We start from the raw sequence: 26,060 nt of genomic DNA, 5'->3' as shown, positions 1-26,060 counted from the left end.
GAGTGGATGAAATGAAGTGGTTGGAGCCGTAGTCAGCTCGGAGTGTCGAAGCTGCGCGAGAGGTATCGCGCGACCGCCCGAACGGCGGCGATGTTGCGCTGATAGTCCATACGCGTCGGACCGAGGATACCCACTCGGGCCTCACCGTCGGGGGTATAGCCGGTAGCGAGGATGCTCGTCTCCTCAAGCGCCGAGTTGAGGTTCTCGTGACCGATCGACACTGCAACGCCGCGTTCGTCGAGATCGAGTTCCCCGACGAGTCGCAGCAAGACTACCTGCTCTTCGATCGCCTCGAGCACGGGGAAGATCGACGAGAAGTCGTGCTCCGTCAGTGCGAGGTTGGCGGCGCCGGCGATGATCAGCTTGTCGTCGCGGTTCGCGAACACCTGCTGCCCGAGCGATTGCAGCACCCGGTCGGCGACCCCGCCGAAGTCATCGCCGTCATGCAGCTCGCGCAGCTCGTCCGCGGCGTCTTCGAGCCGCTTGCCAACGAGCCGTTCATTGACGAGGTCGCGCAGCGCGAGAAACTCCTCGTCGCCGGTGTCGCGTTCGAGATCGACGATGCGCTGTTCGACACGGCCTGTGTCGGTGATGAGCACCACCAGCACGCGGCGCACCGACAGCGAGACGAGCTCGATGCGATGGATGTGCGCGTCGAGGAGTGAGGGAAGGTGGCCGATGGCCACGGTGCCGGTGAGCTGCGCGAGCGTGCGCACCGAGCGGGTGAGCAGTTCCTCGGGCTCGAGCGAACCCTCCATGAACTGCGCGATGGCCCGCCGCTGCGCCGTGGTGAGCGGACGTACGTCGGCGAGCTGATCGACGAAGACGCGGTAGCCCTTGTCGGTGGGCACACGCCCCGACGAAGTGTGCGGCGCTGCGATGAGCTCGGCCTCCTCGAGGACGGCCATATCGTTGCGGATTGTCGCCGCAGACACGCCAAATTGATAGCGCTCCACCAACCGCTTCGACCCCACAGGCTCGTGCGTGGCGACATAGTCGCCGATGNCTGCGTTCGCTCACCATGGCGACCAGTTTACTTCGGCTTAGGCGAGCGCTCGGGCAACCACGTCGGCAAGCAGCCGACCGCGAACGGTAAGTCGCAGCGTGCCGCGAATTGCGTCGGCACCCTCGATGAGGCCATCGGCGATGAGTTCCGCGACGGCGCGGCGATCCCGCAGCTCCTCGAGCGGCAAACCCTCAACCAGGCGCGAGCGCAGCAGTACGCGCTCGGCGTAGCGCTGCTCGTCGTCGAGCACCTCACGAGCCGCGGCGGGTGAAGTGCCCTCCGCGAGTCGCTGCGCGTATGCCGCGGGGTGCTTCACGTTCCAGAATCGTGTGCCGTTTACGTGGCTGTGGGCGCCCGGCCCGAAGCCCCACCAGTCGGTGTCGTGCCAGTAGGCGAGGTTGTGCCGCGACGGATGCGCGCCATCGAGCGACCAGTTTGAAATCTCGTACCATTGGAAGCCGGCCGCGGCGAACGCGGCATCGGCATACTCGTACATCTCGGCCTGCAGGTCGTCGTCAACCTCGGCGACCTCGCCTCGACGGATCTGCCGAGCGAGGGCCGTGCCAGGTTCAACGATGAGCGCGTACGCCGAGATATGCGTCGGTTGAAGTTCGAGCGCGGCATCGACCGAGCGACGCCAGTCGTCGAGCGACTCCCCCGGCGTGCCGTAGATCAGGTCGACGGAGGCTTCGAGGTCGACCGCCTTCGCCGCGGCGACGACCTCTGGCACGCGGAGCGGGTCGTGCGTACGGTCGAGCGTGCGCAGCACGTGCGGCACCGCCGACTGCATCCCGAAACTCACGCGGGTAAAGCCGCCCTCACGCAGTGCCGAGAGATAGTGGGCGTCGACCGAGTCGGGATTCGCCTCGGTCGTAACCTCGGCGCCCTCGACGATGCCGAAGGTGTCGCGGAGCGAACCGAGCGTGCGCACCAGGTCGGCGGCAGGTAGCAGCGTCGGCGTGCCGCCGCCAAAGAACACGGTGCTGAGCGGCTCACGATGCCCGACCTGGTCGAGCACGCCCCGAGCGAGCGCGATCTCTTGCGCCACCGCATCCGCGTAGCTTGCCTGGCTCACGCCCCGCAGCTCGGTCGCTGTGTAGGTGTTGAAGTCGCAATAGCCGCAGCGAACGCGACAAAACGGGATGTGCACGTACGCCCCGAATTGCCGACCCGCGAGGCCCTCCGTGACGGACCCGGGCAGCGAGCCGTCCTGCGGCACCGGGGCGCCGTCGGGCAGCGCGCTAGGGGGCAACGCGACCGTTCGCCTGGAACACCTCGGCGGTCACGGGCATGTGCTGCGACCAGAGGTCTTCCATTTTCTCGGCGCACATCTCAATCTCGCGCTGCGGGAATGACGGGAACGTCGAGCCCTCGGCCTTGCGCCGCAGCGAGAGGAAGTTCATGAGCGAGCGGGCGTTCATCGTCACGTACATCGACGAGTAGATATTCAGCGGGAGCACGGTGCGCGCGACCTCGCGAGCGACGCCGGCGTCGAGCATCCGCTGGTAGCTCGCGTAAGCGGCCTCGGACTGGCCGCGCACCTCGGATTGCACGAGCTCGACCTGTTCGGCGCTGCCGGGGAAGAACTCGTACTTGCCGGGACGACCCTCCTGGCGGAGGTTGCGCTCGGCGTCCGGTACGTAGAACACCGGTCGCAGCTCGCGGTAGCGGCCCGACTCTTCGTTGTAGCTCGCCATGCGGTGGCGCTGGAATTCACGGAAAACGAAGAGCGGCGCCTGCACGTAAAACGTGAGCGAGTTGTGCTCGAACGGGGTGCCGTGACGGTCGCGCATCAGGTAGTTGATCAGACCGCGGTCGCGCTTTGCGAGCTCGGCGGTGTCGCCGGTCGCGGAGTCGAGGCTCTGCTCGCCCACGGTCGAAACGCGGGCCGCGAAGAGCACATCGCGGTCGGTGGCCTGGGCCCGGACGAGTTCGACGGTTACGTCGCTGCGGAATTCGATGTCACCACTCACACGTTCAATCCTAACCGCGTCGCAGGCGGCCCAGACTCGACTCAAACGGCTTGAGCCGGCGAGTGCGCAGTTAGACCCCGCGCTCGAGCGCGATCGCGCGACGAAGCGCCTGGCGAGCTCGCGGCGTGTCGCCAGATGCCCGGTACGCAAGGCCGAGCAGCACCCAGTTTCGCCAGTCGCCCGGGTTCGCCTCGACGCGGTCCTTCCACGACTCGAACTCGGCGTCGGCTGCGGCACGATCGGGGCGTCCGCTGTTTTGACGCGGCAGGTTGTCCTCCGGTAGTTCGCCGGACTCGGCCATGCGCTCGATGAGCCGGTTCGACTGCAGGACGAAGCGGAGGTCGCGGATGACGAACAGCACGCCGACGACCGGAAACACGATGAGCGCAAAACCCATGACGATACCGATGACCTCGCCACTCGTGACGAGCCCCCACACGATTCCTGCGATGGCAACCAAGTAGATCGCCATGAGCGCGAGCAGCACATAGACGCCAATCTGCGCCCCGCTGAGCTTCCGCACGGGTTAGCTCCCCAGCCCGAGGAGGGCGTCGAGCCCCACTGTGAGGCCGCGAAGCGTCGGGGCTTGCTGCAGAGCCAGGGTGATGCCGTGCACGTAGGCGCGATTGCTCACCGTCTCGTGACGGATGTTTACGAGTTCGCCCTCACCACCGAAGATCACCTGCTGATCAGCGACGACGCCGCGCAGTCGCAGGGCGTGGATGGGAATGCCCGCGACGACCTCGCCCCGCGCGCGCTGATCGGTGTTCGGCGACGAGACCTCGGCACCGCGTGCCAGCGCGATCGCTTCGGCGGTGCGCACCGCGGTGCCCGAAGGCGAGTCGACCTTGCGGTCGTGGTGCGCCTCGAGGATCTCGATCGAGTCGTAGAACTTGCCCGCGATCGATGCGAGGTGCGTCGAGAGCACCGAACCCACCGAGAAGTTCGGCACAACGAGCACACCCCGTTCAGCCGGAATGCTCGACTCAAGTTCGGTGACCCGATCCTTGCCCCAGCCGCTCGTGCCGATGATGACGTTGAGCCCGTGCTCAAGCGCAAACCGTGTGGCGCGCTCGGAGGCGTCGTAGTGCGTCACATCAATGAGCACGTCGGCACCGAGCATTTCGTCGAGCGACGAGGACGAGTCGAGGGCGGCGTGCACCTCGAAGCCGTCGAGGTCATCGACGATGCCTCGAATCAGCGTGCCCATGCGGCCGGTGGCTCCGCTGATGGCGACGGAAACAGTCATGTGCAAGGTGCTCCTGGGGTAGTTAGATAGCTGGTGTCCACGTCATACCGGTGCGCATGTCGCGCGGCAGGTGTGCCGTCGACCCGAAAAGGGTGAGCTCGCTGGGGCGCGTAGAGCGCAGTCGCAGCACGGTGAGGGCAGTGTTGCCACTACCGAGCGTCAGCCAGCGCCACTCGGGCATGCCAAGCGCGTGCGCGACGAGGTAGCCGATAACGAAGTTGTGGGTGACGAGCAGTGTGTGGACGTCTTCGCGCGGCCGGGTCATGAAGGCCGAGACGGCGTCTTGCATCTGCGCCTGGCCGGCCTCGATGTCTTCCTCGTCGACCCCGGAGAAGAACGCGTCGTAGCCGTCGGGGGCATCTTTCGAAGAAGACGGGATGCAGTCGAACAGCAGGTTGGTCTGCTCAACCGGCGGCCCCTGCACGTAGTTGCTGAGGATGCTCGAGGTTTCGAGTGCGCGGTCGAGCGGCGAGGTGAACGCCTGGTCGAACGGCACATCGGCGAGGCGCTTACCGAGCGCGTGCGCCTGTTGCCGGCCGCGCTCCGAGAGCGGGCCGTCGNTGATGCCGAATTCGGCATCACGCACCTCCCCGTGCCGCACCAGGTAGAGGAAATGACTCATGCGAGTGCCTCCAACTCGGCCCGAGCCTCGTCGGTTACGGGCCCGATCGTTTCGACCGTCATATCTCCCTGCAGCATGCCCGCAACCTCCCGCACCTGCTCGCGCGTGACCTCGGCGAGTCGCGCAACGGAGGCGTCGAGATCGAGGAACTCCCCCAGCGCGAGTTCGGCGCGGGCGAGGCGGTTCATGCGCGAGTGCATGGACTCAAGTGCCAGGGCACCCCCACCCGCGGCTGAGGTCTTCGCGTCGGCCAACTCGCTCTCGGTCACACCGTCTTGCGCCACGCGGTCGAGCTCATCCCGAATCACGCGCACCGCCTCGGCGGCCTTCTCGGGCAGGCAGGCAGCGTTCACCCCGGTCACGCCAACATCGGCGTGACTGGCGGCAAAGGAGAAGACGGAGTACACGAGCCCGCGCCTTTCCCGCACCTCGTGGAAGAGCCGCGACGACATCCCGCCACCGAGGATGTGGTGGAGCAGCCCGAAAGCGTGCCGACGGTCGTCACCCGAGACGAGCCCCGGTGTAGCGAGGATCAGATTCGTCTGCTCGAGCGGTCGCTCGATGCTTTCGAGGGCGTGATGACGCGTCACCTCGACGGGCGATTCAGCGGTGCGGCGAGCGACGGGCGCGGCGGTCAGGTCGAGGTCCCAGCCCCCGTTGCGAAGGCCTGCCTCGAGGCGATGCAACGCGGCGTCGTGGTCGACGCGGCCAGCGATGGCCACGACGAGCGTGTCGGGCCGATAGTTGCGGTGGTAGAAGTCCCAGACTTCGTCGCGCGTTGCCGCCCCGATGCTCTCGGGCGTGCCCGCGATTGGCCGGGCCAGTTCATGGTTGCCGAAGAAGTTCGCGTAGAAGCGCTCCCAGAGCACGTCATCCGGGTCGTCGGCACTCATCGCGATCTCTTCGAGAATCACACCACGCTCGAGCTCAAACTCGTCGTTGTCGAGCAGTGAACCGGTGAGCATATCGCTCAGCACGTCGATGGCCATGCCGAGATCTTCCGCGCGCACCCGTGCGTGGTAGACGGTTTGCTCGCGCGATGTCGCCGCGTTGAAGTCGCCACCGACGCGCTCGAACTCGAGCGCGATGGTGCGGGCGTCTCGGCTCGGCGTGCCCTTGAACAGCAGGTGTTCGAGGAAGTGGCTCGAGCCGTACTCGCGATCGCGCTCGTCGCGCGAGCCGAGGGGCACGTAGCAGCCGATCGAGACGGATGCCGCGCCGGGCACATCCTCGGTGATCAGGCGCACCCCGCTCGGCAGCACCGTGCGCTGAAGCCTGGCTGCTCCGGCGACCTCTTCATCGAGGTGAGTCGTGTTCAGTGGCAGCAAAATCGGTGCAGACATATCGGCTTGAGTGTAGCCGAATAGAGTAAAGCGGCGCGTGCGCTGCACGGGCCGCTTTACTCAGCCAGGTGTGGCTACTCGGCGTCGGTCGACTCGACCTCGGTCTCGTCGGCGCCTTCGCCCTCCTCGAGCACGGGCTCGAGTGAGAGCTTGCCACGGTCGTCCACCTTCGTGATCTTCACGAGCAGCTTCTGACCAACCGAGACCACGTCTTCGACGTTCTCGACGCGCTTGCCACCAACGAGCTTGCGCACCTCCGAGATGTGCAGCAGGCCGTCCTTGCCAGGCAGGAGCGACACGAACGCACCGAAGCTCGCAAGCTTGACGACGGTACCGAGGTACTGTTCGCCGACCTCGGGAACCTGCGGGTTCGCGATCGCGTTGACCTGTGCACGGGCAGCCTCGGCCGAGGGGCCGTCGGTCGCGCCGATGAACACGGTGCCGTCGTCCTCGATCGAGATGTCGGCGCCGGTGTCTTCCTGGATCTGGTTGATGACCTTGCCCTTGGGGCCGATGACCTCACCGATCTTGTCAACGGGGATCTTCACCGAGATGATGCGCGGTGCGGTGGCCGCCATCTCGTCGGGCTCCGAGATCACAGCAGTGATCGCCTCGTTGAGGATCTTGATGCGAGCGTCGTGCGCCTGCTGGAGCGCGGCGTCGAGCACCTCCGAGGGGATGCCGTCGAGCTTGGTGTCGAGCTGCAGAGCGGTAACGAACTCCGAGGTACCGGCGACCTTGAAGTCCATGTCGCCGAGCGCGTCCTCGGCACCGAGGATGTCGGTGAGTGCCTGGTACTTCATCTCGCCGTCGACCTCAGCCGACACGAGGCCCATGGCGATACCCGCGACGGGCGCGCGCAGGGGCACACCGGCGTTGAGCAGCGAGAGCGTGGAGGCGCAGACCGAACCCATCGAGGTCGAGCCGTTCGAGCCGAGGGCCTCCGAGACCTGACGGATCGCGTAGGGGAACTCCTCGCGGGTGGGCAGCACTGCAAGCAGCGCCTTCTCGGCCAGATTGCCGTGACCGATCTCGCGACGCTTCGGCGAGCCAACACGGCCGGTCTCACCGGTCGAGTAGGGCGGGAAGTTGTAGTGGTGCATGTAGCGCTTCGACTGAACGGGGCTGAGCGAGTCGATCTGCTGCTCCATCTTGAGCATGTTCAGCGTTGTGACGCCGAGAATCTGCGTCTCGCCGCGCTGGAAGATGGCCGAGCCGTGCACGCGGGGCACAACCTCGACCTCAGCGTCGAGCTGGCGGATGTCGGCAACTCCGCGGCCATCGATACGCTGACCGTCGCTGAGGATGCGGCCGCGAACGACGTCCTTCGTGACCGACTTGTACGCAGCCGAGACCTGGCCCAGAGCCGAGTCCTCGAGCTCGCCAGCCTCGACCTTGGCCGCAACGGCCTCGGTCACGCGCGCCTTGAGGGCGTCGTCAGCATTCTGGCGCTCGATCTTGTCGGCGATCTGGTAGACCTTGCCGAGCTCGTCCTTCGCCTCGGCCTCGACGAGCGCGCGAACGGGCTCGGTGTAGGCCGGGAATACCGGGTATTCCTTGATTTCCTTGTTCACCTGGTCGGCAACCGACTGCTGCGCCTTGATGAGCTGGGTGATGAAGGGCTTCGAGGCCTCGAGACCGCCAGCAACGACGGCCTCGTCTGGCTTCTGGGCGCCGTTCTGGATAAGCTCCCACGCGTTGTCGGGTGCCTGCGCCTCAACCATCATCACCGCGATGTCTTCGCTGCCGTCGGCGTTCGTCACGAGGCGACCGGCAACGGTCAGCTCGAAGACAGCCTGCTCCTGCTGCGAGTACTTCGGGAACGCGACCCACTGGCCGTCGATGAGCACGATGCGCACGGCACCGATGGGGCCCGAGAACGGCACGCCAGAGATCTGCGATGACATGGATGCCGCGTTGACGGCAAGCACGTCGTAGGTCTCGTCGGGGGCGATCGAGAGCACGGTCACGACGATCTGCACCTCGTTGCGGAGGCCGTCGACGAACGACGGGCGCATCGGGCGGTCGATGAGGCGGCACGCGAGGATCGCGTCGGTCGAGGGGCGGCCCTCGCGGCGGAAGAACGAGCCAGGGATGGCGCCCTTGGCGTACGAGCGCTCCTCAACGTCAACCGTCAGGGGGAAGAAGTCAAAGCGCTCCTTCGGGTGCTTCGAGATGCTCGTCGCGCTGAGCAGCATGGTTTCGTCGTCGAGGTAGGCGACTGCCGAACCCTGCGACTGCTGCGCGAGACGACCCGTTTCGAAGCGGACGGTGCGGGTGCCGAACTTACCGTTGTCAATAACGGTTTCGGCGAACTTGATTTCGGGACCCTCCAAAGGTCTCCTCCTTAGTGTCGCTCGCACGCACACAACACCTGTCGAGGCTCCCTCGGCTGACCATCAGTAATTGCGCTCCGGCGTCGCGTTTCAGACGAGTCCGGCTCGCCACCACCGACAATCAGCAATGCTGAGCCGCGTGCGAATTAGTACGAACCCCCTGATCCTAGCAGCGAGCGGTCTGGAAACCCCGAACGCCACCCCACCATCACGCTTGGCGGACGGGTGGGGTGGCGTTCGGGGCTGAGGAAGACTAGAGCGCGGCGTCGAGGGCGGCCTTGAGGTCGACGATGAGGTCTTCGACCGGCTCGATGCCGATCGAGAACCGCAGCAGGCCGGGCGTGATGCCGGCGGCATCCTGCGCCTCGGGCGTCATCGACGCGTGGGTCATGGTCGCGGGATGTGCGACGAGCGACTCGGTGCCGCCGAGCGACTCCGCGAGCGAGAAGAGCTCGACCGCCTCGACGAAGCGGCGTGCCGCGTCCTCGCCGCCGACGAGGTCGATCGAGAACATCGCACCGAAACCCGACTGCTGACGCTTCGCAAGCTCGTGGCCCGGGTGCTCGGCAAGACCCGGGAAGTTGAGCTGCTGCACCGCGGGGTGGTCCCTAATCGCGTCGACGACGGCGATCGTGTTTTCTTGGTGCCGTGCGAACCGCACCTCGAGCGTGCGCAGGCCGCGAATTACGAGGTACGAGTCGGCCGGGCTGGCCGTGACGCCGAGCACATTGCCCCACCAATCGAAGCGTTCCGCAAGCTCGGGGGTGCGACCGATGACCGCGCCCTGCACCACGTCGGAGTGGCCGTTCAGGTACTTCGTGACGGAGTGCACAACCACGTCGGCGCCGAGTGCAAAGGGCTTCTGCGCGAGCGGCGTGAGGAAGGTGTTGTCAACTGCAACGAGCGCACCCGATTCGTGAGCGGCCGCCGAGATGGCCTCGACGTCAGTCACGCGCAGCAGCGGGTTCGAGGGAGTCTCGAGCCAGACGAGCTTCGGCGAGAGCTGCGCGATGCGAGCCTTGGCCGCTTCGACGTCGGTGAAGTCAACGGGCTCGAAGCGGTAAAGCCCCTTCGAGCCGAGTTGCTCGAACAGGCGCCAGGTGCCGCCATAACAGTCGTGGGGGTAAGCAACAACGTCGCCCGGCTGCAGCAGCGCCACGGTCACGAGCGTAACTGCGCCCATGCCGGTCGCCACGATCGTCGCCCCAGCGCCTCCCTCGAGCTCGGCGATTGCCTCGCCGAGGATGGCACGCGTGGGATTTCCGGAGCGGGTGTAGTCGAACCGTCGCGGCTCGCCGAACTTCGCGAAGGTGTAGTTCGAAGAAAGGTACAGCGGTGGGACAACCGCGCCCTGCGCGGTGTCGGTCTCAATGCCCGCACGGGTGGCGCGAGTGAGGCTCGAAAACTCAGTCATGATGCTCCTGGAAAACGGTCGTTGCTGCCCGTAACCCTAGCTACGGGCAGCAACTGTCGCCGATTCGCTTCGACGCATTCCGTCACACGACGGGAAACTCCTCGGGGCGCTCGCCATCGTCATAGATCACGCGCGGAGAACCAACGATTTTCGGGTCAGGCGCGACTGCAACGGCTTTGTCCTTGTTCGGGTAGTCGAACTCGTTCAACACGTAGCGCATCGCCTCGAGCCGCGCTCGCTTCTTATCGTTCGACTTCACGACGGTCCACGGCGACTCGGCGGTGTCGGTGTAGAAGAACATCGCCTCCTTTGCGGCCGTGTATTCGTCCCACTTATCGAGCGATGCGAGGTCGGTCGGCGAGAGCTTCCACTGGCGTACCGGGTCGTCGCGGCGGGCAGCAAAGCGCGCGAGCTGCTCGGCTCGCCCCACGGAGAACCAGAACTTGATGACGTGAATGCCGGAGTTCACGAGCATCCGCTCGAACTCGGGCGCGGAACGCGTGAACTCCAAGTACTGCGTCGGCGTGCAGTACCCCATGACGCGCTCAACCCCGGCCCGGTTGTACCAGGAGCGGTCGAACAGCACGATCTCGCCGGCCGAGGGCAGGTGCTCGACATAGCGCTGGAAATACCACTGCGTGGATTCTTTCTCGGTCGGTTTCTCGAGCGCGACGGTGCGGGCACCTCGTGGGTTCAGGTGCTCCATAAAGCGCTTGATGGCGCCGCCTTTCCCCGCAGCATCGCGGCCCTCGAAGATGATGACCAGCTTCGTGCCCGACTCCTTGACCCACGTCTGCAGCTTGAGGAGTTCGATCTGCAAGAGGCGCTTCTGGCGCTCGTACACGGCGCGCGTGAGTTTGCGGCTGTACGGGTAGCCCTGCTTCCACGCGTCGATGTTGCCGGGCTGACGACCGGCCAACTCGGCCAGCTCATCGACCTCGGGTGTGGTGTCGGGCACGCCGGCACGATTGAGGCGGTAGGTACTCGCGTCGTCCGCCTTTGTTGCCTTATCGGTGTCGGACATAGCTACTCCCCTGGTGCGGTGCCGTTGCTGCGATAGGTACTGAGACAGCTATGCCCCACGTCGAAGACGTGGGGCATAGCCTTAGCACGATGCTTGGGTTCCTGAACCTAGCGGCGCAGGCCCAGGCGCTCGATGAGCGCACGGTAGCGTGCAATGTCGACGTCGGTGAGGTACTTCAGCAGACGACGACGCTGACCAACCAGGAGGAGGAGGCCACGACGCGAGTGGTAGTCGTGCTTGTGCTCTTTGAGGTGCTCGGTGAGCTCGTTGATGCGGGCGCTCAGGAGCGCAACCTGCACCTCGGGGCTTCCGGTGTCACCCTCGTGGGTGGCGTACTCGGCGATAATCGACTGCTTCTTTTCTGCGTTCAGCGCCATTGGCGGTGAGCCCCTTTCGTTCGCTGCGCGGCGTCGAGGGAAGGAATCCCGCGACTCTCTTTGTCCGCGGCCGATTTCACGGCAACCTCAGAATGCTAGCACGGTACGACGCTACTTGGCGCCGAGCAGGTCAATGATGAAGATCAGGGTGCGGCCCGACAACGGGTGGCCCTGACCGGCATCACCGTAGGCCAGGGCCGGCGGCACGGTGAGCTTGCGACGGCCGCCCACCTTCATGCCCGGAATGCCGAGCTGCCAGCCCTTGACCAGCATGGCAAGCGGGAACTCCACAGACTGGCCACGCGACCACGACGAGTCGAACTCGTCGCCGGACTCGTAGTCGACGCCGAGGTAGTGCACGTTTACGGTGCCGCCGGCCTGGGCCTCGGCCCCCTCGCCTACGACGAGGTCTTCGATGACGAGTTCGGTCGGGGCCGGACCATCGGGGAATTCAACTTCAGGCTTCGTAAGTTCAGTCATGCCTTCGATCGAACCATATCTTGCAGGTCTTTTCTGTCACGTCGGGTGACCGCGAGCAGCGACTTCTCGATGGCCCGGCGATGCGGGTCGCGTTTGTCGATCGAGGCATGCTCGCGCGCGAAGGCGAGCCTCGTCGCATCCTCAACGAAGTTCTTCATGGCCCGACCCTGCTCGGTCGACTGCGCCCGCGCCCACTGAATCGCCTTGCGCCGCAACTGCCAGTTCGTGATCATCTCGACCTCGGCGGTCGTGAACCAACCGGCGCGTCGATACTCGTCGAGTCTGTTGCGAATGATCTGTCGGTCGCGATGCTGCAGTTGCATCAGCAACCAGCCGAAGGCGAGGAAGAGCGGCAGTTGGAACAGTCCGTACGAGATGATCCAGGCAAACGGGTTCTGCGCGTCGACGCCGAAGAGCGGGAGTAGGTAGATGCTCGCTCCGTTCCAAAACGCGTGCAGACCAACGGCCATGACGAGGCCCAGCACGCCGGCGACAGCGAACTGCAACGGTTTTCGCTGCTGTGCCGCCCAGCCCAGGGCCAGCCCGATCACCCCCGTGAACATCACGTGCGCAAACGGCGAGAGAATCCCCCGCACCACGAGCAGCCACACGAATTCCAGCCCGGTCGAACCTGACGACGCGAAGTAGACGATGTTCTCGGTGAACGCGAAGCCAGCGCCAATCACCGCCGCGTAGACAAAGCCGTCGAGCGGGCCGTTAACCTCGCGCCAGGCGATGATGAGCAGCACCGCGACACCTACGCCCTTGACGAGCTCCTCCACGAACGGACCCTGGAGCAGGATCGACCAGGCCGCGAGACCGACGGAGTCTCTCGCGTAGGTGTTCGTCACCTCGAGGAGGAAGTTTCCGACAGTGAGGGTGCCGAGGATCGAAGCCCCCGCGCCGTAGACGAAGCAAAGCACGAGCAGGATCGTGGGTTCCGGCTCCCAGCGGTCAAGAAAGTGCACCGCGATGAGCACGAGCGTGAGCGGAATCAGCGCCGGGATTGCCATGACGATCGCGTCGAGCTGCCAGTTCACGAGCAACCAGCCCACCGCGATGAGACCGAGAGTCAAGACGATCGACAACACGATCATCCAAATGAACGGCCCCCGCCGATCACGGGGAAGCCGAAGAGGAACTTTGGTCGTTCCCTCAGCGAGCTCGGGCACCTCGTTCGTTGGCATCCGCCCAGCGTAGTTGTTTCACCGCCAGGTAGATTGAGTGCCATGAAGCGAGCCATATTTCTTCTCGGAACCGCAGTTGGATTTGTTGTCGGAGCCCGGGCCGGTCGTGCCCGTTACGAGCAGATCAAGGCGGCCGCGACGAGTGTTGCCGAGTCCGAGGCGGCGAAAAAGACGGCCGAAGCGGCACAGCAGGGCCTCGACTCGGCAGTGGATGCGCTGCACCGTGTGGGCAACCGCGTGACCGAGACCTCGCGTGAGATCCCTTCGCGGCTCGTGCACACCACGGAGTCGCTCCGACAGGAGCTCAACGAGGCGAACGAGCGCAACCGTCAGCGCCAGGCCGAGACGATCGTGACCGCGGCCGATCTCCGTGACGGTGCACTCGATGACCTCAGCGACAACGACGACGACGCCATGCTCGATGAGCATGACGCCGACGATCGCAATCTGAGCGAGTAACCGAGCTACACGATTTCGTGCATCGGCCCGGCGAGTTCCTTCGGGTCGAGCGAGTCGATGCGACGTTCCTGCTCGAGAATCTCGTCGTCGGTGAGCGAGCCGACTGACGTCGCTTCGGGGAAGCGGCCCGCGAGGGCCTCGGGGTGCAGCAGCTCGATCACGCGCTCGCGCTCGAGCAGGCCGGCCTCGACGACCAGGTCGACAACCTTGCTGTTGGTGGCAAGTGCCTTCTTCGCGATCTTCGATGCCTCGGCATAGCCGATCACCGGGTTGAGCGCGGTGATGAGGCCGACCGAAGCTGCAACCTGCGCCTCGGTCTTCTCCTTGTTGGCGGTGATGCCGATGATGCAGTTCACGCGCAGCGTGCGCATGGCGCGGCGCAGCCAAACCGAGTTCTGCATGAGCGTGTGCATCATGACGGGCTCGAACGCATTGAGCTGCAGCTGACCAGCCTCAGACGCGAACGCGACGGTGACGTCAGAGCCCGCGATGACGAAGGCAACCTGGCTCACGGCCTCGGGAATAACAGGGTTCACCTTGCCCGGCATGATCGACGAGCCGGCCTGGCGGGCGGGCAGGTTGATCTCACCGAGACCGGCCTGCGGGCCCGAGGAGAGCAGACGCAGGTCGTTGCAGATCTTCGACAGCTTCATGGCACAGCGCTTCATGACGCTCGAGAGCGACATGAAGACACCCGTGTCGCTGGTGGCTTCGATAAGGTCGGTCGCGGTCACGAGTTCGTCGTAGCCAGTGATCTCGCGCAGGTGACGCATGATTGCCGCCGGGTATTCGGCCGGCGCGTTGATGCGTGTGCCGATTGCGGTGGCACCGAGGTTAAGCTCAAGCAGCAACGGCCCAACGTCCTCAAGACGCTGGATGTCCTCGCCGACCGTCGTGGCGAAACCGTGGAATTCCTGCCCAAGCGTCATCGGCACGGCGTCCTGCAACTGCGTGCGGCCGACCTTGAGCACCTCCTTGAACTCGAACGCCTTCTTCATGATGGCATCCTGAAGGAGCTTGTACTCGGCGATGAGGTTCTGGGTCGAGTGCACAAGACCGAGCTTGACCGCCGACGGGTAAGTGTCGTTGGTCGACTGCGACGCGTTCACGTGGTCGTTCGGCGAAATATACGCGTAGTCGCCGAACTCACGGCCCGCGAGTTCGAGGGCGCGGTTGGCGATGACCTCGTTCGCGTTCATGTTCGAGCTCGTACCCGCGCCGCCCTGAATCACGCCGACGACAAACTGGTCGTGCAGCTTGCCATCGATGATGTCCTGGCACGCCTGCTCGATGTAGCCTCCGCGCTCCGAGTCAAGTATGCCGATCTCCTGGTTCGCGCGGGCCGCGGCCTGCTTCACCTGAGCGAATGCGACCAGGAAGTCCGGGTACACACTGATTTGGCGTCGCGCGATGTCGAAGTTCTCGACAGCCCTCGCGGTATTGACGCCCCAGTAGGCGTTCGCCGGAATCTTGATTTCACCAATCGAGTCGCGTTCAATGCGGAACTGATCAGACGTTGACAATGTCATCCACCTTCGTTGCGTTTGGCTCCGATGCCTCGGCTACCAGCATAATGTGAAAGACGTTCGTTTTTACAAACGAGCTACGCGTCAACTCCATTCTGGTAGATCCGCAGCCGCTCAAGCAACAGATTCACGATCGCGTCAACCTGAATGTCTTCGCTCGAGACCTCGCCGGTATCGGTGCCCTCGAGCGCACGCGCGGCGAGGCCTTGCTTCGCATCGATGAGCTCCGCGACGTGCGCATCCACCGTCTGCGACGCGATGATGCGCCACGCGGTAACGGGGATCTCCTGGCCAATGCGGTGCACGCGGTCGATGGCCTGGGTCTGCTCGGCAGCGGTCCAGCTCAGCTCGGCCAGCACAACATCGCTCGCAACCTGCAGGTTGATACCGACGCCGGCCGCCATAAGCGAGCACACGATGACCTTGACCTCGGGGTCGTGCTGGAATGCGTCGATGGCTCGGTCGCGCTGCGCCGTGGTCTGGTCGCCACGGATGTGCACCGCGCGAAGACCCTCGGCCTCGAAGACTTCCTCGGCCCGGTCCATCGCCTCAATGTGCTTCGCGAAGAACACGACCTTGCCAACCGAGTGGGCCAGCTGCGCCGTGTACTCGGCCGCGAGGCGCGACTTGGCGATACCGATGCGGTGCAGCATCGCGAAGATCGAGTCTCCGCCGCTCGCGGCCTTCGACTCCTCGACCTCCTGGCGCGCGAGCATCCGAAGACGGTTTTCATCGATCGTCGTCTGCGGCAGGTCGGCCGCGCTGAGCATCCGCGAGTAGCGCGCCAGGAGGCGGTCGACGAGCAGTCGCTCAGCGCGTCGAATCGACGCGCCCTCGTCGGTGTCGAGCTCGACCGGCATGTCGACGACCCGCTTCGCGGGAAGCGACTTCGCGACGTCGACCTTGCGGCGACGCACGATGCCAAGGTCGATGACGGCGCGACGGGCGGCCGCTGCGAAGCCCGCGTCGCTCGGCACGAGGCCAGTCTTGTCCAGCGCGTCGAGCAGCACAGGAGCGGGGCGATCGCCGTCGAGCCAGCCGAGCAGCTGCCAGATTGCACGGAAGTCGTCGACGTCGTTGATGAGCGGGGTACCCGTGAGCGCCATCATGAGCGGGTCGACGCCCGGCACACGGCTGCGAATGCTGCGGGCGAGCTGCAGCACGAGCCGGCTTCGCTGCGAGGTTGGGTTCTTGATGAAGTGCGCCTCGTCGACCACCATGCCCTTGAGGCCGATGCGCTGCAGCCAGCCAATGTGGCGGTCGAGGATCTCGTAGTTGACGATGAAGACGTCGCTGAAGGCGTCGATGTCATTGCCGTCACCGCTGATGATGGTGGCGCGGCGGGTTGGCGTCCACCGCGCGACCTCCTGCGCCCAGTTCGTCTTGACCACGTTCGGCACGACGCAGAGCAGCGGATACGCGCCGGCCACCGACGCCGACAGCACTGCCTGGGCGGTCTTGCCGAGGCCCGGCTCGTCGGCGAGCAGCACCGAACGCTGCCCCTGACGAACCGCCTCGATCAGCTGCGCCTGGTGCGGCATGAGTTCGAGCGACGGGGGCGACACGCGGTCGAAGCGCGGCGGGTCCGGCAGCTCCATCGACGCGGCACCGCCACCGGCGCCGGTCGCGAAGGCCTTGAGTAGCGGGCCGAGCAGCTCCCAGTTGGCGAGCCGCGTGTAGTGGTGGCTCGGTGGCCGAATCTGCGTGAGATCCGGCGAGAGGAACGGGTTCGAACGCACGCGCGCCTTAACACTAGGGGGCATCACCTGACGCTCGCGAATGCCCTCGGGCAGCAGCATCGTCTGCGGCTCGGGTGCCGTCTCTTCTTCTTCGTCGACGACCATGTCGACGCCGCCAGCGAAGAGCATCTGTTTGCGCAGCTCGCGTGCCTGCGGCGTCGTCGGCGCGTCTTCCTTGAGCAGGTTGAGCAGCGTCGTGTCGCGCGCCGCCGTCTTCGCGAGAATAGCACCGAGGCCATCGAGGCGCTTGAGCGACTCGTTGCGCTCCCCCGTCGGCACGGATGCGTCGGTCTTCAGCCGGGCGCGCTCCTCGCGCACCAGGAGACCCACAACCTGGAACTTCGTGCGCATCGAGGGCGAGATGCGCCCCCGCATTGCCGCAGTTTCGACCTCGCGGGCCGCCTTGGCCAGTTGCGGGATCACACCGGTGTTGTCGCCCTTAGAACGGCGACGCCGGGTGGATTGTGTGCTCATGTGCGTGTGCGATTTCGGCGACATGCGCCTCCTTCAACAGGTGAAACCGCGGGCCGAAAACCAGCGACTCGCGGGTGACTTCAGAACGTCGTGGGCCGTGCGACGGAACATACAGAGATCCGGGTACGCAGGGCGTCGCGACCATTCTACCCGAATCACCGCGCGCTCACGGAGCCACACAACTCAGGTGCCATAATTGCCAATGTGACACCCGATTCAGCATCCGAGCAGCCCTTGTCCAACGCGTCGTTCTCGCGNCCCGGCCTCGCGCACCTCGGGTGACTGGAGCGCGCACATCGCGACCACGCTCGACCGCCTCGCCGACACGCTCGATCGCCTCGACGACGAACGGTGGGAGGCGCCGAGCATGTGCGGTGACTGGCGCGTGCGCGATGTCGCCGGCCACCTCATTTGGCGGCTCGGCCTCAACAGCTCCGACATGGTCGGATCGGCATTCGCGAGCATCGGCCGCAAGGGGTTCAACTTCAATCGCATCGTCGCCCAGCTGGCCCGCGATGAGGCCGCGGCGCCGACGCCCGTGCTCGTNGAGCAGCTGCGCGAGATCGCGAGCAGCAAGCTCGCGGGCGATCACCGCAACGGCATCATTGAGCTCACCGAAGCAGTCGTGCACGCCTACGACGTGACCGAGGCACTCGGCCTGCAGCTGCGGTTAAGCCCGCGCTCCACCGGCTCGGTCGCGCTCGCACGCACGAAGATGCCCTTCGGCGGTAAGGCAGTCAAGCTCGCGAGTAAGCGCTCGCTGCGGGCGACGGATGCGCGCTGGCAAATCGGCTCCGGCCCGACGCTCGATGCGACCGCCGGCGAGATCATCATGCACTTGTTCGGGCGTCGTCGCCTCGCCGTTAACTGAGCAGTTCGCGGGTGCGGGCGACGTCGTCGCCGAGGCTCGTAATGAGCGCCTCGAGCGAGTCGAACTTCAGCATCGGGCGAATGAAGTCGACGAACTCGACCGTGACGGAGTTGCCGTAAAGGTCGAGCGTCGCGTCGAGCACGTACGCCTCGATCTGCTTCTGCGGAACACCCTCGAAGGTCGGATTGTTGCCGATCGAGATAGCGGCCGGTAGCCGCTCTCCATCGACGTGCAACCAACCTGCGTAGACGCCGTCAGCGGGCACGTACCCCTCGAGCGTTTCAGGGCCGAGGTTCGCTGTCGGGAAGCCAAGCTCGCGCCCGCGCTTTGCGCCGTGCACGACCACGCCGCGCACGCGGTGGTTGCGGTCGAGCGCCGCCGCGGCGCCGCGCACATCCCCCNGCTCGAGCAGCTCGCGGATGCGTGTCGACGAGGCCCGGTGCGTGCCATCGTCCGAGGTGTCCTCGATGACGATGGTGTCAAAGCCGAGCTCGCCCCCGAGTTCGCGAAGATAGGCCACGTCGCCTGTCCCCTTGAAACCGAAACGGAAGTCGTTGCCAAGCACGATCGCGCGCATCCCAAGCTGTTCGATGAGGAACTTTCCGACGAAGTCGGCGGGGCTCATCTGCGAGAACTCGCGCGTAAACGGAACTACCACCGTGGCGTCGACACCAGAGTCGGCGAGCAGCTCTTCCTTCTGCAGCAGCGAGACCACGGGTTTCGGGGCTCGCTCGGGCGCGAATAGCGCGGCGGGGTGCCGGTCGAAGGTGACGACGACGCTGGTGAGGCCTCGCGCGAGCGACTCCTCACGCACTCGCGCGATGAGGTCGCGATGGCCGCAATGGAGCCCATCAAATTTGCCGATCGTCACCACGCTCGGTCGCAGCAGCGCCGGGAAGCTTGCGGGGTCGTTGACCAGAATCACGCGGTCACCGCCGCAGCGAAGCCGGCGCGCTCGGCACGTGAGCGTGTCTCGAGCACAGAGAAACCAGCGAGAGGAAGCACGAGAGGAATATACAGGTAGCCGCGTCCAAAGCCGCTCCAGACTGTTGCGGCGGGAAACAATTCGGGGTCGAGGCCGGAGAGCACACCGACCGTGATGACCCCCACGAATTCGAACCCGAGGGCCACCCAGGCGAGTCGACGCCACACAGCGCTGTGGTCCGCGAGGGCGAGCGCGATGCCCGCAAGGAGATAGACGACCGCGGCGACGGCGCTCAGCGTGTACGCGAGCGGCGCGACATCGAACTCCCGGATGATCTGAAAGGTGCTTCGGCCGCCTGCCGCGAGAAAGAGCACGACGTAGATGGCGACGAGGATGCGCGACTTGCCCATCAGCCCACCCAAATCGTTTGCATCCGGATCACCATAACCCCGACCGCGAACGCGGCCACCGCGAGCACCGCATTCGACCAACGCACGCGCTCGATGATCGCCCAGAGTCCGGCTAGTGGCGGAAGCAGCAGCGCGGCGATGAGATACATCCACAATTCGAGGCCGTCGCCGCGGATCGGATTGCCGACCGCGGGAGCGACGAGCACGGCGACGAGTTGGACGATGAGGAGCACCTCGACGAGCGCCAGCGAGCCGACGGTGACGTCGCCCGGCTTGCGATTCGCGAACGCCATGATGAGGCACAACAGGCCCGCGGCGGTGGCGACCGCGAACTGCACCCACGAGAACCACTCGCTCATTCGGCGCCCACGCTGCGCTGCGGCATGTTCATGAGGATCTTGCTCTCGCCGTCACGGATCTCGATGAGACCGATGAGGTTCCCCTCGGCGTCGAGGGCGGCGATCGGCTCGCTGAGACCATCGGTGCCCTCGGGGGCTGGGATGCGACGACCGTTCCGCAACGCGCTCGCCTGGACCTCGTCGGCGACAAAGGAAGGGAAGCGGGTCGTCGCGACCTTGGCGGGCGGTACGAGTCGGCTCGCGAGCTGCGCGTCGTCCACCGTCGTCGCGTTCGCCACGCGAAAGTCACCGACCGCGAGTCGGTTGAGCGCGGTGAGGTGTGCCCCCACCCCGAGGTCATTGCCGAGGTCGCGAGCAAGCGCGCGCACGTAGGTGCCCGACGAACAGCCGACGCGCAGGCGCACGTCGAGCACCGGCTGAGTCGTGCCGTCGGCGAGCCCCAGCTCGCGGAACTCGGTGCCGAGCACATGCAATTCGTGGATCGTGACGGTGCGCGCGGCGAGCTCGACCTGCTCGCCGTCGCGCACGCGCTTGTAGCTGCGCACACCGTTGACCTTGATGGCGCTCACCGCGCTCGGTACCTGCTGGATCTCGCCGCGCAGCTTCACCAGCGCGGCCTCGAGCCGGTCGTGAGTGACGGCCCGCACGAGCTCCGGGGACGCAAGACTCGTCACCTCGCCATCGGCATCCTCGGTGTTCGTCGCGATGCCGAAGCGCGCGGTGGCCTCGTAAACCTTGTCCTCGCCAACGAGGTACGTCAGCAGGCGAGTGGCGTCGCCGACGCCGAGCAGCATGAGCCCCGTCGCCATGGGGTCAAGCGTGCCCGCATGACCGACCTTGCGCGTGCCCAGCGCGCGCCGCGTCTTGGCAACGAGATCGTGGCTTGTGATGCCCGACGGCTTGTCGAGCAGCAGCAGGCCGTGCGGGCCATCGGAACGTTGAGACATCCGTACGATTCTATGCCCGCTCGTCGCTAGGCTGAGTCGATGCGAATTTCTGTGGTGGGCGTTGGTGCGGTCGGTGGAACGCTGACGGCGCTCCTCGCCCGCNCCGGGCACGAGGTGCACGCCGTCGCGCGCGGCGCGACGCTCGACGCGCTGCGCGAGCACGGCATCCGCTTGCGCGGCGCGCAGGGCAACTTCACGGTGGCCGTCAGTGCCAGCGACGCGGTTGCCTCCGACACGGAACTCGTCCTGCTCGCCGTGCGCACCTACCAAACCGAGGCGGCGGTGCAGCAACAGGCCGGAGCGATTGCGTCAACGCCCATTGTGGTCACCCAGAATGGCGTCCGCGGACCCTCCGAGGTCGCCCGGCTCCTCGGTCGGAGCGACGGCATCTACGGCCTTGTCTCGACGTTCCCCGCCACGAATCTCGGTGCCGCCGAGATCCGCGTAACCGGCCCCGGCAAGTTGACGCTCGCCGCCATTTCCGCGGGCGGCTACGGGGCCGCGCAAGAGCTTGCGGGCGCATTCACCGGTGCCCTGCCGTCGGCCGCCTCGCCGAATCTGGACGGCCTGTTGTGGATGAAGCTGTTCTTGAATCAGGTCAACGCCCTGCCCGCCGTCACCGGCCTCAGCGTGCAGCGCGTGAGCGCGCATCCCCTGCTCGCGCCGATCGTCGCCCGCTCGCTCGAAGAACTCGTTTCGGTGGCGGATGCACGGCGCATCTGCTTTGCCCGGGTGGCCGGCATGCACCCACACTTTGCCGACCTGGTGCGCGGTGGCAGGGCGCTCGAGGTGGTCCGCGGCAAGCTGGGCCGCATGTTCGGCACGACCCCAAACCCCGCCTCAACGCTCCAATCTATTCGGCGCGGCCAGATAACCGAGATTGACGCGCTCAACGGCGAGGTCGTGCGCAGCGCCGCTGCTGTCGGCCTGGCTGTTCCCGTGAACACGCGAGTCACTCGGCTCGTGCACGAGGTGTCGGCGACGCAACGGTTCCTGCCGCCCCGCGAACTCGCCCGCAGGGTCATGGCATGACGTCGAAGAATGCGCTGGTCGGCACCGTCATTGACTGGTACGGCCGCACGGCCCGCGATTTCCCTTGGCGCAAACCCGACTGCAGCCCGTGGGGCATCCTCGTGAGCGAGGTCATGAGCCAGCAGACCCAGATGTCGCGCGTGTTGCCCAAATGGCTCGAGTTCATGTCCAAGTGGCCGACGCCCGCCGACCTCGCGGCGGCGAGCGACGCCGACGTGATTCGGGCCTGGGACCGGCTCGGTTACCCACGTCGGGCAGTTGCCCTACGCCGTTGCGCACAGGCGATAGTCCAGCACCATGATGGTGAGGTGCCGCGAAGCCGGGATGCGCTGCTGGCGCTACCTGGCATCGGCCCGTACACCTCGGCCGCGGTCGCTTCGTTTGCCTATGGCGAGGTCGTGCCGGTCGTCGACACGAACGTGCGACGCGTGCTCGCGCGCACGCGTCACGGCCAGCAGCACGCGTGGCTGCCGAACCATCGCCGCGACGACGCCGAGATGCTCGCGGTGCTCCCCATCGACCCCGACGAGGCATCATCGTGGAACGCCGGATCGATGGAGCTCGGCGCGGTCATCTGCGTCGCCCGCGCGCCATTGTGTGACGCCTGCCCCGTTGCGGAGCTGTGCGAATGGCACCTCGCCGGCAACCCCGAAACACCCGCACCGGGCCGTTCGCAGGCGAAGTTTGCCGGGTCGGACCGCGAACTGCGCGGCAGAATCATGCGCCTGCTGCGAGAACGTCACGAGGGTATCGCCGAGGATGCGCTCCCCCACGAACTCGGTGCAGCAGACACCGAATTTTCTGCCCGCATCGCTCGGCTCATCGACGCGTTGGTGGTGGACCAACTAGCAGTGCGGGAGGACGAATTTCTTCGCCTCCCGCACTGATTGATGGAGCTTATTGCTGCTCGTCGTCAGCGTCTCGATAGGGGTTGGACTCCCCCGCGAAACCCTTACCGTCGCGTTCGGACGCGAGTCGCGCATCCTCATCACGCGCCCGAGCCAGGAGGTCGTCGATGCGACCCGCGTTGTCAGGCAGGGCATCCAGCACGAACTCGAGCGACGGCGTCAGCCTCACATTGAGGTTGCGACCCACCTCGGAGCGAATCATGCCCGTCGCGCTCTTCAGCGCGGCGGCCGACTCGATCCGTTCCTCGTCGGTGCCATACACCGTGTAGAAGATGGTTGCGTGCTGCAGGTCGCCGGTCACACGCACGTCGGTGATGGTGACGAAGCCGAGACGAGGGTCTTTCACCCCTCGCTCGAGGGTCTTCGCCACCAGCACCTTGATGCGATCAGCCAGGCGTGCAGCCCGAGCGTTGTCAGTCACGAGGCTTCTCCACCATCTCCGTGGTTTCGATCTCGTCACCGATCTGGATGTCGTTGAACTTGCCGAGTCCGATACCGCACTCGAAGCCATCACGAACCTCGGTCACGTCATCCTTAAAGCGGCGCAGCGACTCGATGGCGAGGCCATCGCCAACGACAACACCGTTGCGGATGACGCGGGCCTTCGCGTTGCGCGTGATCGTGCCCGACTGCACGAGGCAGCCGGCGATGTTGCCAAACTTCGACGAACGGAAGATCTCGCGGATCTCCGCAACGCCCGACCGGACTTCCTCGTACTCCGGCTCGAGCATGCCCTTGAGCGAACGCTCGACCGAATCGATGGCGTCGTAAATGACCGAGTAGAAGCGGATATCCACGCCCTCGCGGGCCGCGGCGGCACGCGCCTTCTGGTCAGGACGAACGTTGAAGCCGATGATCACGGCGCTGTCGATGGTCGCCAGGTTGACGTCCGACTCGCTGATCGCACCAACACCGCGGTGGATGATGCGCAGCTGCACCGAGTCGTCGACCTCGATCTTGAGCAGCGAGTCCTCGAGCGCCTCGACGGCACCGGAGACGTCACCCTTGATGATGAGGTTGAGCGACTGCACCTTGCCCTCTTCGAGCGCGCGGGTGAAGTCCTCGAGCGACATGCGCTTGCGGGCCTTCGCGAGCTGCGCGTTGCGTTCGACCGCTTCGCGCTTCTCGGCAATCTGACGAGCCGTGCGGTCGTCCTCGGTCACAAGGAACGTGTCACCAGCGCGAGGCACCGAGCTGAGGCCCTGCACCTGCACGGGACGCGACGGGTAGGCCGCCTCAACCATCTCGCCGTTCTCGTCGAGCATCGCACGCACGCGGCCGTATGCCGTGCCGGCCACGATCGAGTCACCGACACGGAGGCTACCCGACTGGATGAGCACGGTCGCAACCGCACCGCGACCCTTGTCGAGCTTCGCCTCGATCGCCGTTCCGCGGGCATCCTTGTTCGGGTTCGCGCGCAGGTCGAGCTCGGCGTCGGCGGTGAGCAGCACGGCGTCAATGACCTCGCGCACACCCTCGCCGGTCTTCGCCGAAACGTTGACGAACATGGTGTCGCCACCATATTCCTCAGCAATGAGCTCATACTCGGTCAGCTGAGCGCGGACCTTGTCGGGGTTCGCACCCTCGGCATCGATCTTGTTGACCGCGACGACGATGGGCACGCCCGCCGCCTTCGCGTGGTTCAGCGCCTCAATCGTCTGCGGCATGATGCCGTCGTCGGCCGCGACCACGAGGATCGCAACGTCGGTGACGTTCGCACCACGGGCACGCATGGCGGTGAACGCCTCGTGACCCGGGGTGTCGATGAAGGTAATCGCGCGCTGGACACCCTCCTGCTCGCCCCACACCTGGTACGCACCAATGTGCTGGGTGATGCCGCCGGCCTCGCCAGCTTGAACGTCACTGCGACGGATCGCGTCGAGCAGTCGAGTCTTACCGTGATCGACGTGACCCATCACGGTCACAACCGGCGGACGAACCTCGAGCTCTTCATCGGTCTCCGCGTCCTCTTCGCCTTCGAGGTCAATGTCGAAGGTTTCGAGCAGCTCGCGGTCTTCGTCCTCGGGCGAGACGATCTCGATCTTGTAGCCGAGCTCCTCACCGAGCACCTGGAACGTGCCCTCGTCGAGCGACTCTGTCGCGGTCGCCATCTCACCGAGGTGGAACAGCACCGTTACGAGGTCACCGGGCGACGCATCAATCTTGTCGGCGAAGTCTGAGATCGACGCGCCGCGACGCAGCCTGATGCGCGTCTCGCCATTGCCGCGGGGAACCTTCACGCCGCCAATCGACGGCGCCTCCCGCATCTCAAATTCTGCCCGCTTCGTCCGCTTCGACTTGCGCGCCTTCGACTTACCGCCGCCGCGACCGAAGGCACCAGCGGTGCCGCCGCGACCGCGGCCGCCGGGGCCCGGACGTCCGCCGCCGCCACCGGCGCGAGGCGCGCCGAATCCGCCGCCACCGCCGCCGGCACCGCCTGGACGACCACCGCCGCCAGCGCCGCCAGCGCCGCCGGGACGACCGCGACCGCCACCAGCGTTCTGGGGACGCTCACCGGGCAACACGCGGGGCTGACCCGGGCGCGCCGGACCAGCGGGACCACGACCGCCGACGGAACCCGGCTTCGGGGCACCCGGACGGGGGCCACCGGGGCGCGGTGCGCCACCCTGGCCCTGCTTGGGGCTGAAGGGGTTGTTCCCCGGTCGCGGGCGTGCACCCATACCCTGCGCCGATGCGTAGGGGTTGTTACCGGGGCGTGGGCCGCGGGGGCGAGGGATGTTGTTGCCGTCGGCGCCGCCGGGCTTCGGCGCAGCTGCACCGGGCTTCGGCGCAGGCGACTGACCGGGCTTGGCGCTACCTTGTGCGGGCTTTGCCTGCGCCTCACCGGGCTTCGGCGTGGGCGTTGGCGCGACAGCCGAACGAGCAGCCGGCTTCGGCGCGGCAGCCTCGGCGGGCTTGTTCGACGCAGGCTTCGGAGCCGACTGAGCACGGCTCTGCGCCGCCGGAGCGGCCTTGCCAGCACCCGACTTGGCGGCGCCAGGCTTCGCCGCACCGGTCTTCGCTGCGCCCGGCTTCGGCGCGGCCGAACGAGCGGCGGGCTTCGGGGCGCCGGGCTTCGGCGCACCCGATGCGGATGCAGGCTTCGGCGCAGCGGGTGCTGCCGCTGCGGCCGGCTTCGGTGCCTCGGCAGCACTTTCGGCGCCGCCCTGGTCGGCACGACGCTTCAGTTCGTCTCGCAGGCGGCGAGCCACGGGAGGCTCAACACTCGAGGACGCGGTCTTTACGAACTCGCCCATTTCCTGCAGGGTCGCGAGTGCGACCTTAGATTCGACGCCCATCTCGGCGGCGATCTCATGTACGCGTGGTTTTGCCACAGTTCTCCTCATCAGGGTCTGCCCCTGACGGGAGCAGACCAATTAACGGTTGTGCCTCATCGCG

Annotated in this window: 25 protein-coding genes; 4 read left to right on the top strand and 21 right to left on the bottom strand. The window is 66.0% G+C overall.

Annotated features, from left to right (window positions below; genetic code table 11):
• Positions 1–32: 32 nt before the first annotated feature.
• The 13 genes from hrcA to ID132_RS07530 all read right to left on the bottom strand — a co-directional run bounded on the left by hrcA (position 33) and on the right by ID132_RS07530 (position 13,011).
• Positions 33–1,004: a heat-inducible transcriptional repressor HrcA gene (hrcA, locus tag ID132_RS07590; RefSeq protein WP_193128284.1), complete on the bottom strand. Its 972-nt coding sequence runs from the start codon at positions 1,002–1,004 to the stop codon at positions 33–35.
• Between the two features lie 39 nt (positions 1,005–1,043).
• Positions 1,044–2,258 carry a radical SAM family heme chaperone HemW gene (hemW, locus tag ID132_RS07585; RefSeq protein ID WP_193128265.1) on the bottom strand — a complete coding sequence of 405 codons (1,215 nt, stop codon included), beginning with the start codon at positions 2,256–2,258 and terminating at the stop codon, positions 1,044–1,046.
• Positions 2,248–2,979 carry an FAD-dependent thymidylate synthase gene (gene thyX, locus ID132_RS07580; RefSeq protein ID WP_193128264.1) on the bottom strand — a complete coding sequence of 244 codons (732 nt, stop codon included), beginning with the start codon at positions 2,977–2,979 and terminating at the stop codon, positions 2,248–2,250. Before thyX ends, hemW begins: the two co-directional genes overlap by 11 nt.
• Positions 2,980–3,049: 70 nt before the next feature.
• On the bottom strand, positions 3,050–3,502 hold the full coding sequence (locus ID132_RS07575; protein WP_125106029.1) for a tetratricopeptide repeat protein: 453 nt from the start codon (positions 3,500–3,502) through the stop codon (positions 3,050–3,052).
• 3 nt (positions 3,503–3,505) lie between these two features.
• Positions 3,506–4,228 carry a 4-hydroxy-tetrahydrodipicolinate reductase gene (gene dapB, locus ID132_RS07570; protein ID WP_125106030.1) on the bottom strand — a complete coding sequence of 241 codons (723 nt, stop codon included), beginning with the start codon at positions 4,226–4,228 and terminating at the stop codon, positions 3,506–3,508.
• A gap of 22 nt (positions 4,229–4,250) precedes the next feature.
• A complete protein-coding gene (locus ID132_RS07565) occupies positions 4,251–4,850 on the bottom strand; it encodes a histidine phosphatase family protein (RefSeq protein ID WP_193128263.1) in 600 nt (199 codons plus the stop codon).
• Positions 4,847–6,193, bottom strand: coding sequence for a M16 family metallopeptidase (locus tag ID132_RS07560; protein WP_125106032.1), 1,347 nt, complete (start codon positions 6,191–6,193; stop codon positions 4,847–4,849). The genes ID132_RS07565 and ID132_RS07560 overlap by 4 nt, the downstream gene beginning before the upstream one ends.
• A gap of 74 nt (positions 6,194–6,267) precedes the next feature.
• Positions 6,268–8,529 carry a polyribonucleotide nucleotidyltransferase gene (locus ID132_RS07555; RefSeq protein WP_125106033.1) on the bottom strand — a complete coding sequence of 754 codons (2,262 nt, stop codon included), beginning with the start codon at positions 8,527–8,529 and terminating at the stop codon, positions 6,268–6,270.
• Between the two features lie 253 nt (positions 8,530–8,782).
• Positions 8,783–9,943: a cystathionine gamma-synthase gene (gene metB, locus ID132_RS07550; protein ID WP_125106034.1), complete on the bottom strand. Its 1,161-nt coding sequence runs from the start codon at positions 9,941–9,943 to the stop codon at positions 8,783–8,785.
• A gap of 82 nt (positions 9,944–10,025) precedes the next feature.
• A complete protein-coding gene (gene ppk2 / locus ID132_RS07545; protein WP_125106035.1) occupies positions 10,026–10,967 on the bottom strand; it encodes a polyphosphate kinase 2 in 942 nt (313 codons plus the stop codon).
• Between the two features lie 107 nt (positions 10,968–11,074).
• Positions 11,075–11,344 carry a 30S ribosomal protein S15 gene (rpsO, locus tag ID132_RS07540; RefSeq protein WP_125106036.1) on the bottom strand — a complete coding sequence of 90 codons (270 nt, stop codon included), beginning with the start codon at positions 11,342–11,344 and terminating at the stop codon, positions 11,075–11,077.
• Between the two features lie 111 nt (positions 11,345–11,455).
• The gene (locus ID132_RS07535) at positions 11,456–11,824 is read right to left on the bottom strand and encodes an FKBP-type peptidyl-prolyl cis-trans isomerase (RefSeq protein ID WP_125106037.1); all 369 of its coding nucleotides are present in this window, start codon (positions 11,822–11,824) and stop codon (positions 11,456–11,458) included.
• Complete coding sequence (locus tag ID132_RS07530) at positions 11,821–13,011, bottom strand: PrsW family intramembrane metalloprotease (protein ID WP_125106038.1); 1,191 nt, start codon at positions 13,009–13,011, stop codon at positions 11,821–11,823. Before ID132_RS07530 ends, ID132_RS07535 begins: the two co-directional genes overlap by 4 nt.
• A 42-nt stretch (positions 13,012–13,053) precedes the next feature.
• Between ID132_RS07530 and ID132_RS07525 the strand changes: the two genes are divergently transcribed.
• Complete coding sequence (locus ID132_RS07525) at positions 13,054–13,470, top strand: hypothetical protein (protein ID WP_125106039.1); 417 nt, start codon at positions 13,054–13,056, stop codon at positions 13,468–13,470.
• A 5-nt stretch (positions 13,471–13,475) separates the two neighbouring features.
• Here ID132_RS07525 and ID132_RS07520 read toward each other — a convergent pair whose 3' ends face one another.
• Both ID132_RS07520 and ID132_RS07515 read right to left on the bottom strand, forming a co-directional pair.
• A complete protein-coding gene (locus ID132_RS07520; RefSeq protein WP_125106040.1) occupies positions 13,476–14,999 on the bottom strand; it encodes an aspartate ammonia-lyase in 1,524 nt (507 codons plus the stop codon).
• 74 nt (positions 15,000–15,073) lie between these two features.
• A complete protein-coding gene (locus tag ID132_RS07515) occupies positions 15,074–17,233 on the bottom strand; it encodes a DEAD/DEAH box helicase (protein ID WP_125106041.1) in 2,160 nt (719 codons plus the stop codon).
• Positions 17,234–17,423: 190 nt separating this feature from the next.
• Here ID132_RS07515 and ID132_RS07510 point away from each other — a divergent pair, with 190 nt between their 5' ends.
• Positions 17,424–18,080, top strand: coding sequence for a maleylpyruvate isomerase family mycothiol-dependent enzyme (locus ID132_RS07510; RefSeq protein WP_193128283.1), 657 nt, complete (start codon positions 17,424–17,426; stop codon positions 18,078–18,080).
• On the opposite strand, the gene ID132_RS07505 is transcribed toward ID132_RS07510, so the two are convergent.
• The 4 genes from ID132_RS07505 to truB are packed head-to-tail and all read right to left on the bottom strand — an operon-like array spanning position 18,073 to position 20,721.
• Positions 18,073–19,005 (bottom strand): bifunctional riboflavin kinase/FAD synthetase, encoded by a 933-nt coding sequence (locus ID132_RS07505; RefSeq protein WP_193128262.1) that lies wholly within the window; start codon positions 19,003–19,005, stop codon positions 18,073–18,075. The two genes, ID132_RS07510 and ID132_RS07505, sit on opposite strands and share 8 nt — an antisense overlap.
• Positions 19,002–19,415, bottom strand: coding sequence for a hypothetical protein (locus ID132_RS07500; protein WP_125106044.1), 414 nt, complete (start codon positions 19,413–19,415; stop codon positions 19,002–19,004). The genes ID132_RS07505 and ID132_RS07500 overlap by 4 nt, the downstream gene beginning before the upstream one ends.
• Positions 19,415–19,774, bottom strand: a complete 360-nt coding sequence (locus ID132_RS07495) for a hypothetical protein (protein ID WP_125106045.1) — start codon at positions 19,772–19,774, stop codon at positions 19,415–19,417. The genes ID132_RS07500 and ID132_RS07495 overlap by 1 nt, the downstream gene beginning before the upstream one ends.
• Positions 19,771–20,721, bottom strand: a complete 951-nt coding sequence (gene truB, locus ID132_RS07490; protein WP_125106046.1) for a tRNA pseudouridine(55) synthase TruB — start codon at positions 20,719–20,721, stop codon at positions 19,771–19,773. Before truB ends, ID132_RS07495 begins: the two co-directional genes overlap by 4 nt.
• Before the next feature lie 39 nt (positions 20,722–20,760).
• On the opposite strand from truB, the gene ID132_RS07485 reads away from it, so the two are divergent.
• Entirely contained in the window at positions 20,761–21,753 is a 993-nt protein-coding gene (locus ID132_RS07485; protein WP_193128261.1) for a ketopantoate reductase family protein, read from the top strand.
• Entirely contained in the window at positions 21,750–22,640 is an 891-nt protein-coding gene (locus ID132_RS07480; RefSeq protein WP_125106048.1) for an HhH-GPD family protein, read from the top strand. The genes ID132_RS07485 and ID132_RS07480 overlap by 4 nt, the downstream gene beginning before the upstream one ends.
• 10 nt (positions 22,641–22,650) lie before the next feature.
• Here the strand turns inward: ID132_RS07480 and rbfA are convergent, their stop codons facing one another.
• Entirely contained in the window at positions 22,651–23,082 is a 432-nt protein-coding gene (rbfA, locus tag ID132_RS07475) for a 30S ribosome-binding factor RbfA (protein WP_125106049.1), read from the bottom strand.
• Positions 23,075–25,996, bottom strand: a complete 2,922-nt coding sequence (gene infB, locus ID132_RS07470) for a translation initiation factor IF-2 (protein WP_125106050.1) — start codon at positions 25,994–25,996, stop codon at positions 23,075–23,077. The genes rbfA and infB overlap by 8 nt, the downstream gene beginning before the upstream one ends.
• Between the last annotated feature and the right edge of the window lie 64 nt (positions 25,997–26,060).

Origin of the sequence: Gulosibacter sediminis, from assembly GCF_014904065.1 — a bacterium.
Classification (GTDB): Bacteria; Actinomycetota; Actinomycetes; order Actinomycetales; family Microbacteriaceae; genus Gulosibacter; species Gulosibacter sediminis.
This window is presented reverse-complemented; position numbering and strand designations above follow the sequence as displayed.

What these genes read in the sequence shown, in the direction of transcription:
- ID132_RS07535 (WP_125106037.1), bottom strand. Translation starts at nt 11,824, where the DNA reads ATGACTGAACTTACGAAGCCTGAAGTTGAATTCCCCGATGGTCCGGCC.
- ID132_RS07530 (WP_125106038.1), bottom strand. Translation starts at nt 13,011, where the DNA reads ATGCCAACGAACGAGGTGCCCGAGCTCGCTGAGGGAACGACCAAAGTT.
- ID132_RS07480 (WP_125106048.1), top strand. Translation starts at nt 21,750, where the DNA reads ATGACGTCGAAGAATGCGCTGGTCGGCACCGTCATTGACTGGTACGGC.
- ID132_RS07520 (WP_125106040.1), bottom strand. Translation starts at nt 14,999, where the DNA reads ATGACATTGTCAACGTCTGATCAGTTCCGCATTGAACGCGACTCGATT.
- ID132_RS07560 (WP_125106032.1), bottom strand. Translation starts at nt 6,193, where the DNA reads ATGTCTGCACCGATTTTGCTGCCACTGAACACGACTCACCTCGATGAA.
- ppk2 (WP_125106035.1), bottom strand. Translation starts at nt 10,967, where the DNA reads ATGTCCGACACCGATAAGGCAACAAAGGCGGACGACGCGAGTACCTAC.
- rpsO (WP_125106036.1), bottom strand. Translation starts at nt 11,344, where the DNA reads ATGGCGCTGAACGCAGAAAAGAAGCAGTCGATTATCGCCGAGTACGCC.
- truB (WP_125106046.1), bottom strand. Translation starts at nt 20,721, where the DNA reads ATGTCTCAACGTTCCGATGGCCCGCACGGCCTGCTGCTGCTCGACAAG.
- ID132_RS07525 (WP_125106039.1), top strand. Translation starts at nt 13,054, where the DNA reads ATGAAGCGAGCCATATTTCTTCTCGGAACCGCAGTTGGATTTGTTGTC.
- ID132_RS07515 (WP_125106041.1), bottom strand. Translation starts at nt 17,233, where the DNA reads ATGTCGCCGAAATCGCACACGCACATGAGCACACAATCCACCCGGCGT.
- metB (WP_125106034.1), bottom strand. Translation starts at nt 9,943, where the DNA reads ATGACTGAGTTTTCGAGCCTCACTCGCGCCACCCGTGCGGGCATTGAG.
- dapB (WP_125106030.1), bottom strand. Translation starts at nt 4,228, where the DNA reads ATGACTGTTTCCGTCGCCATCAGCGGAGCCACCGGCCGCATGGGCACG.
- ID132_RS07495 (WP_125106045.1), bottom strand. Translation starts at nt 19,774, where the DNA reads ATGAGCGAGTGGTTCTCGTGGGTGCAGTTCGCGGTCGCCACCGCCGCG.
- ID132_RS07500 (WP_125106044.1), bottom strand. Translation starts at nt 19,415, where the DNA reads ATGGGCAAGTCGCGCATCCTCGTCGCCATCTACGTCGTGCTCTTTCTC.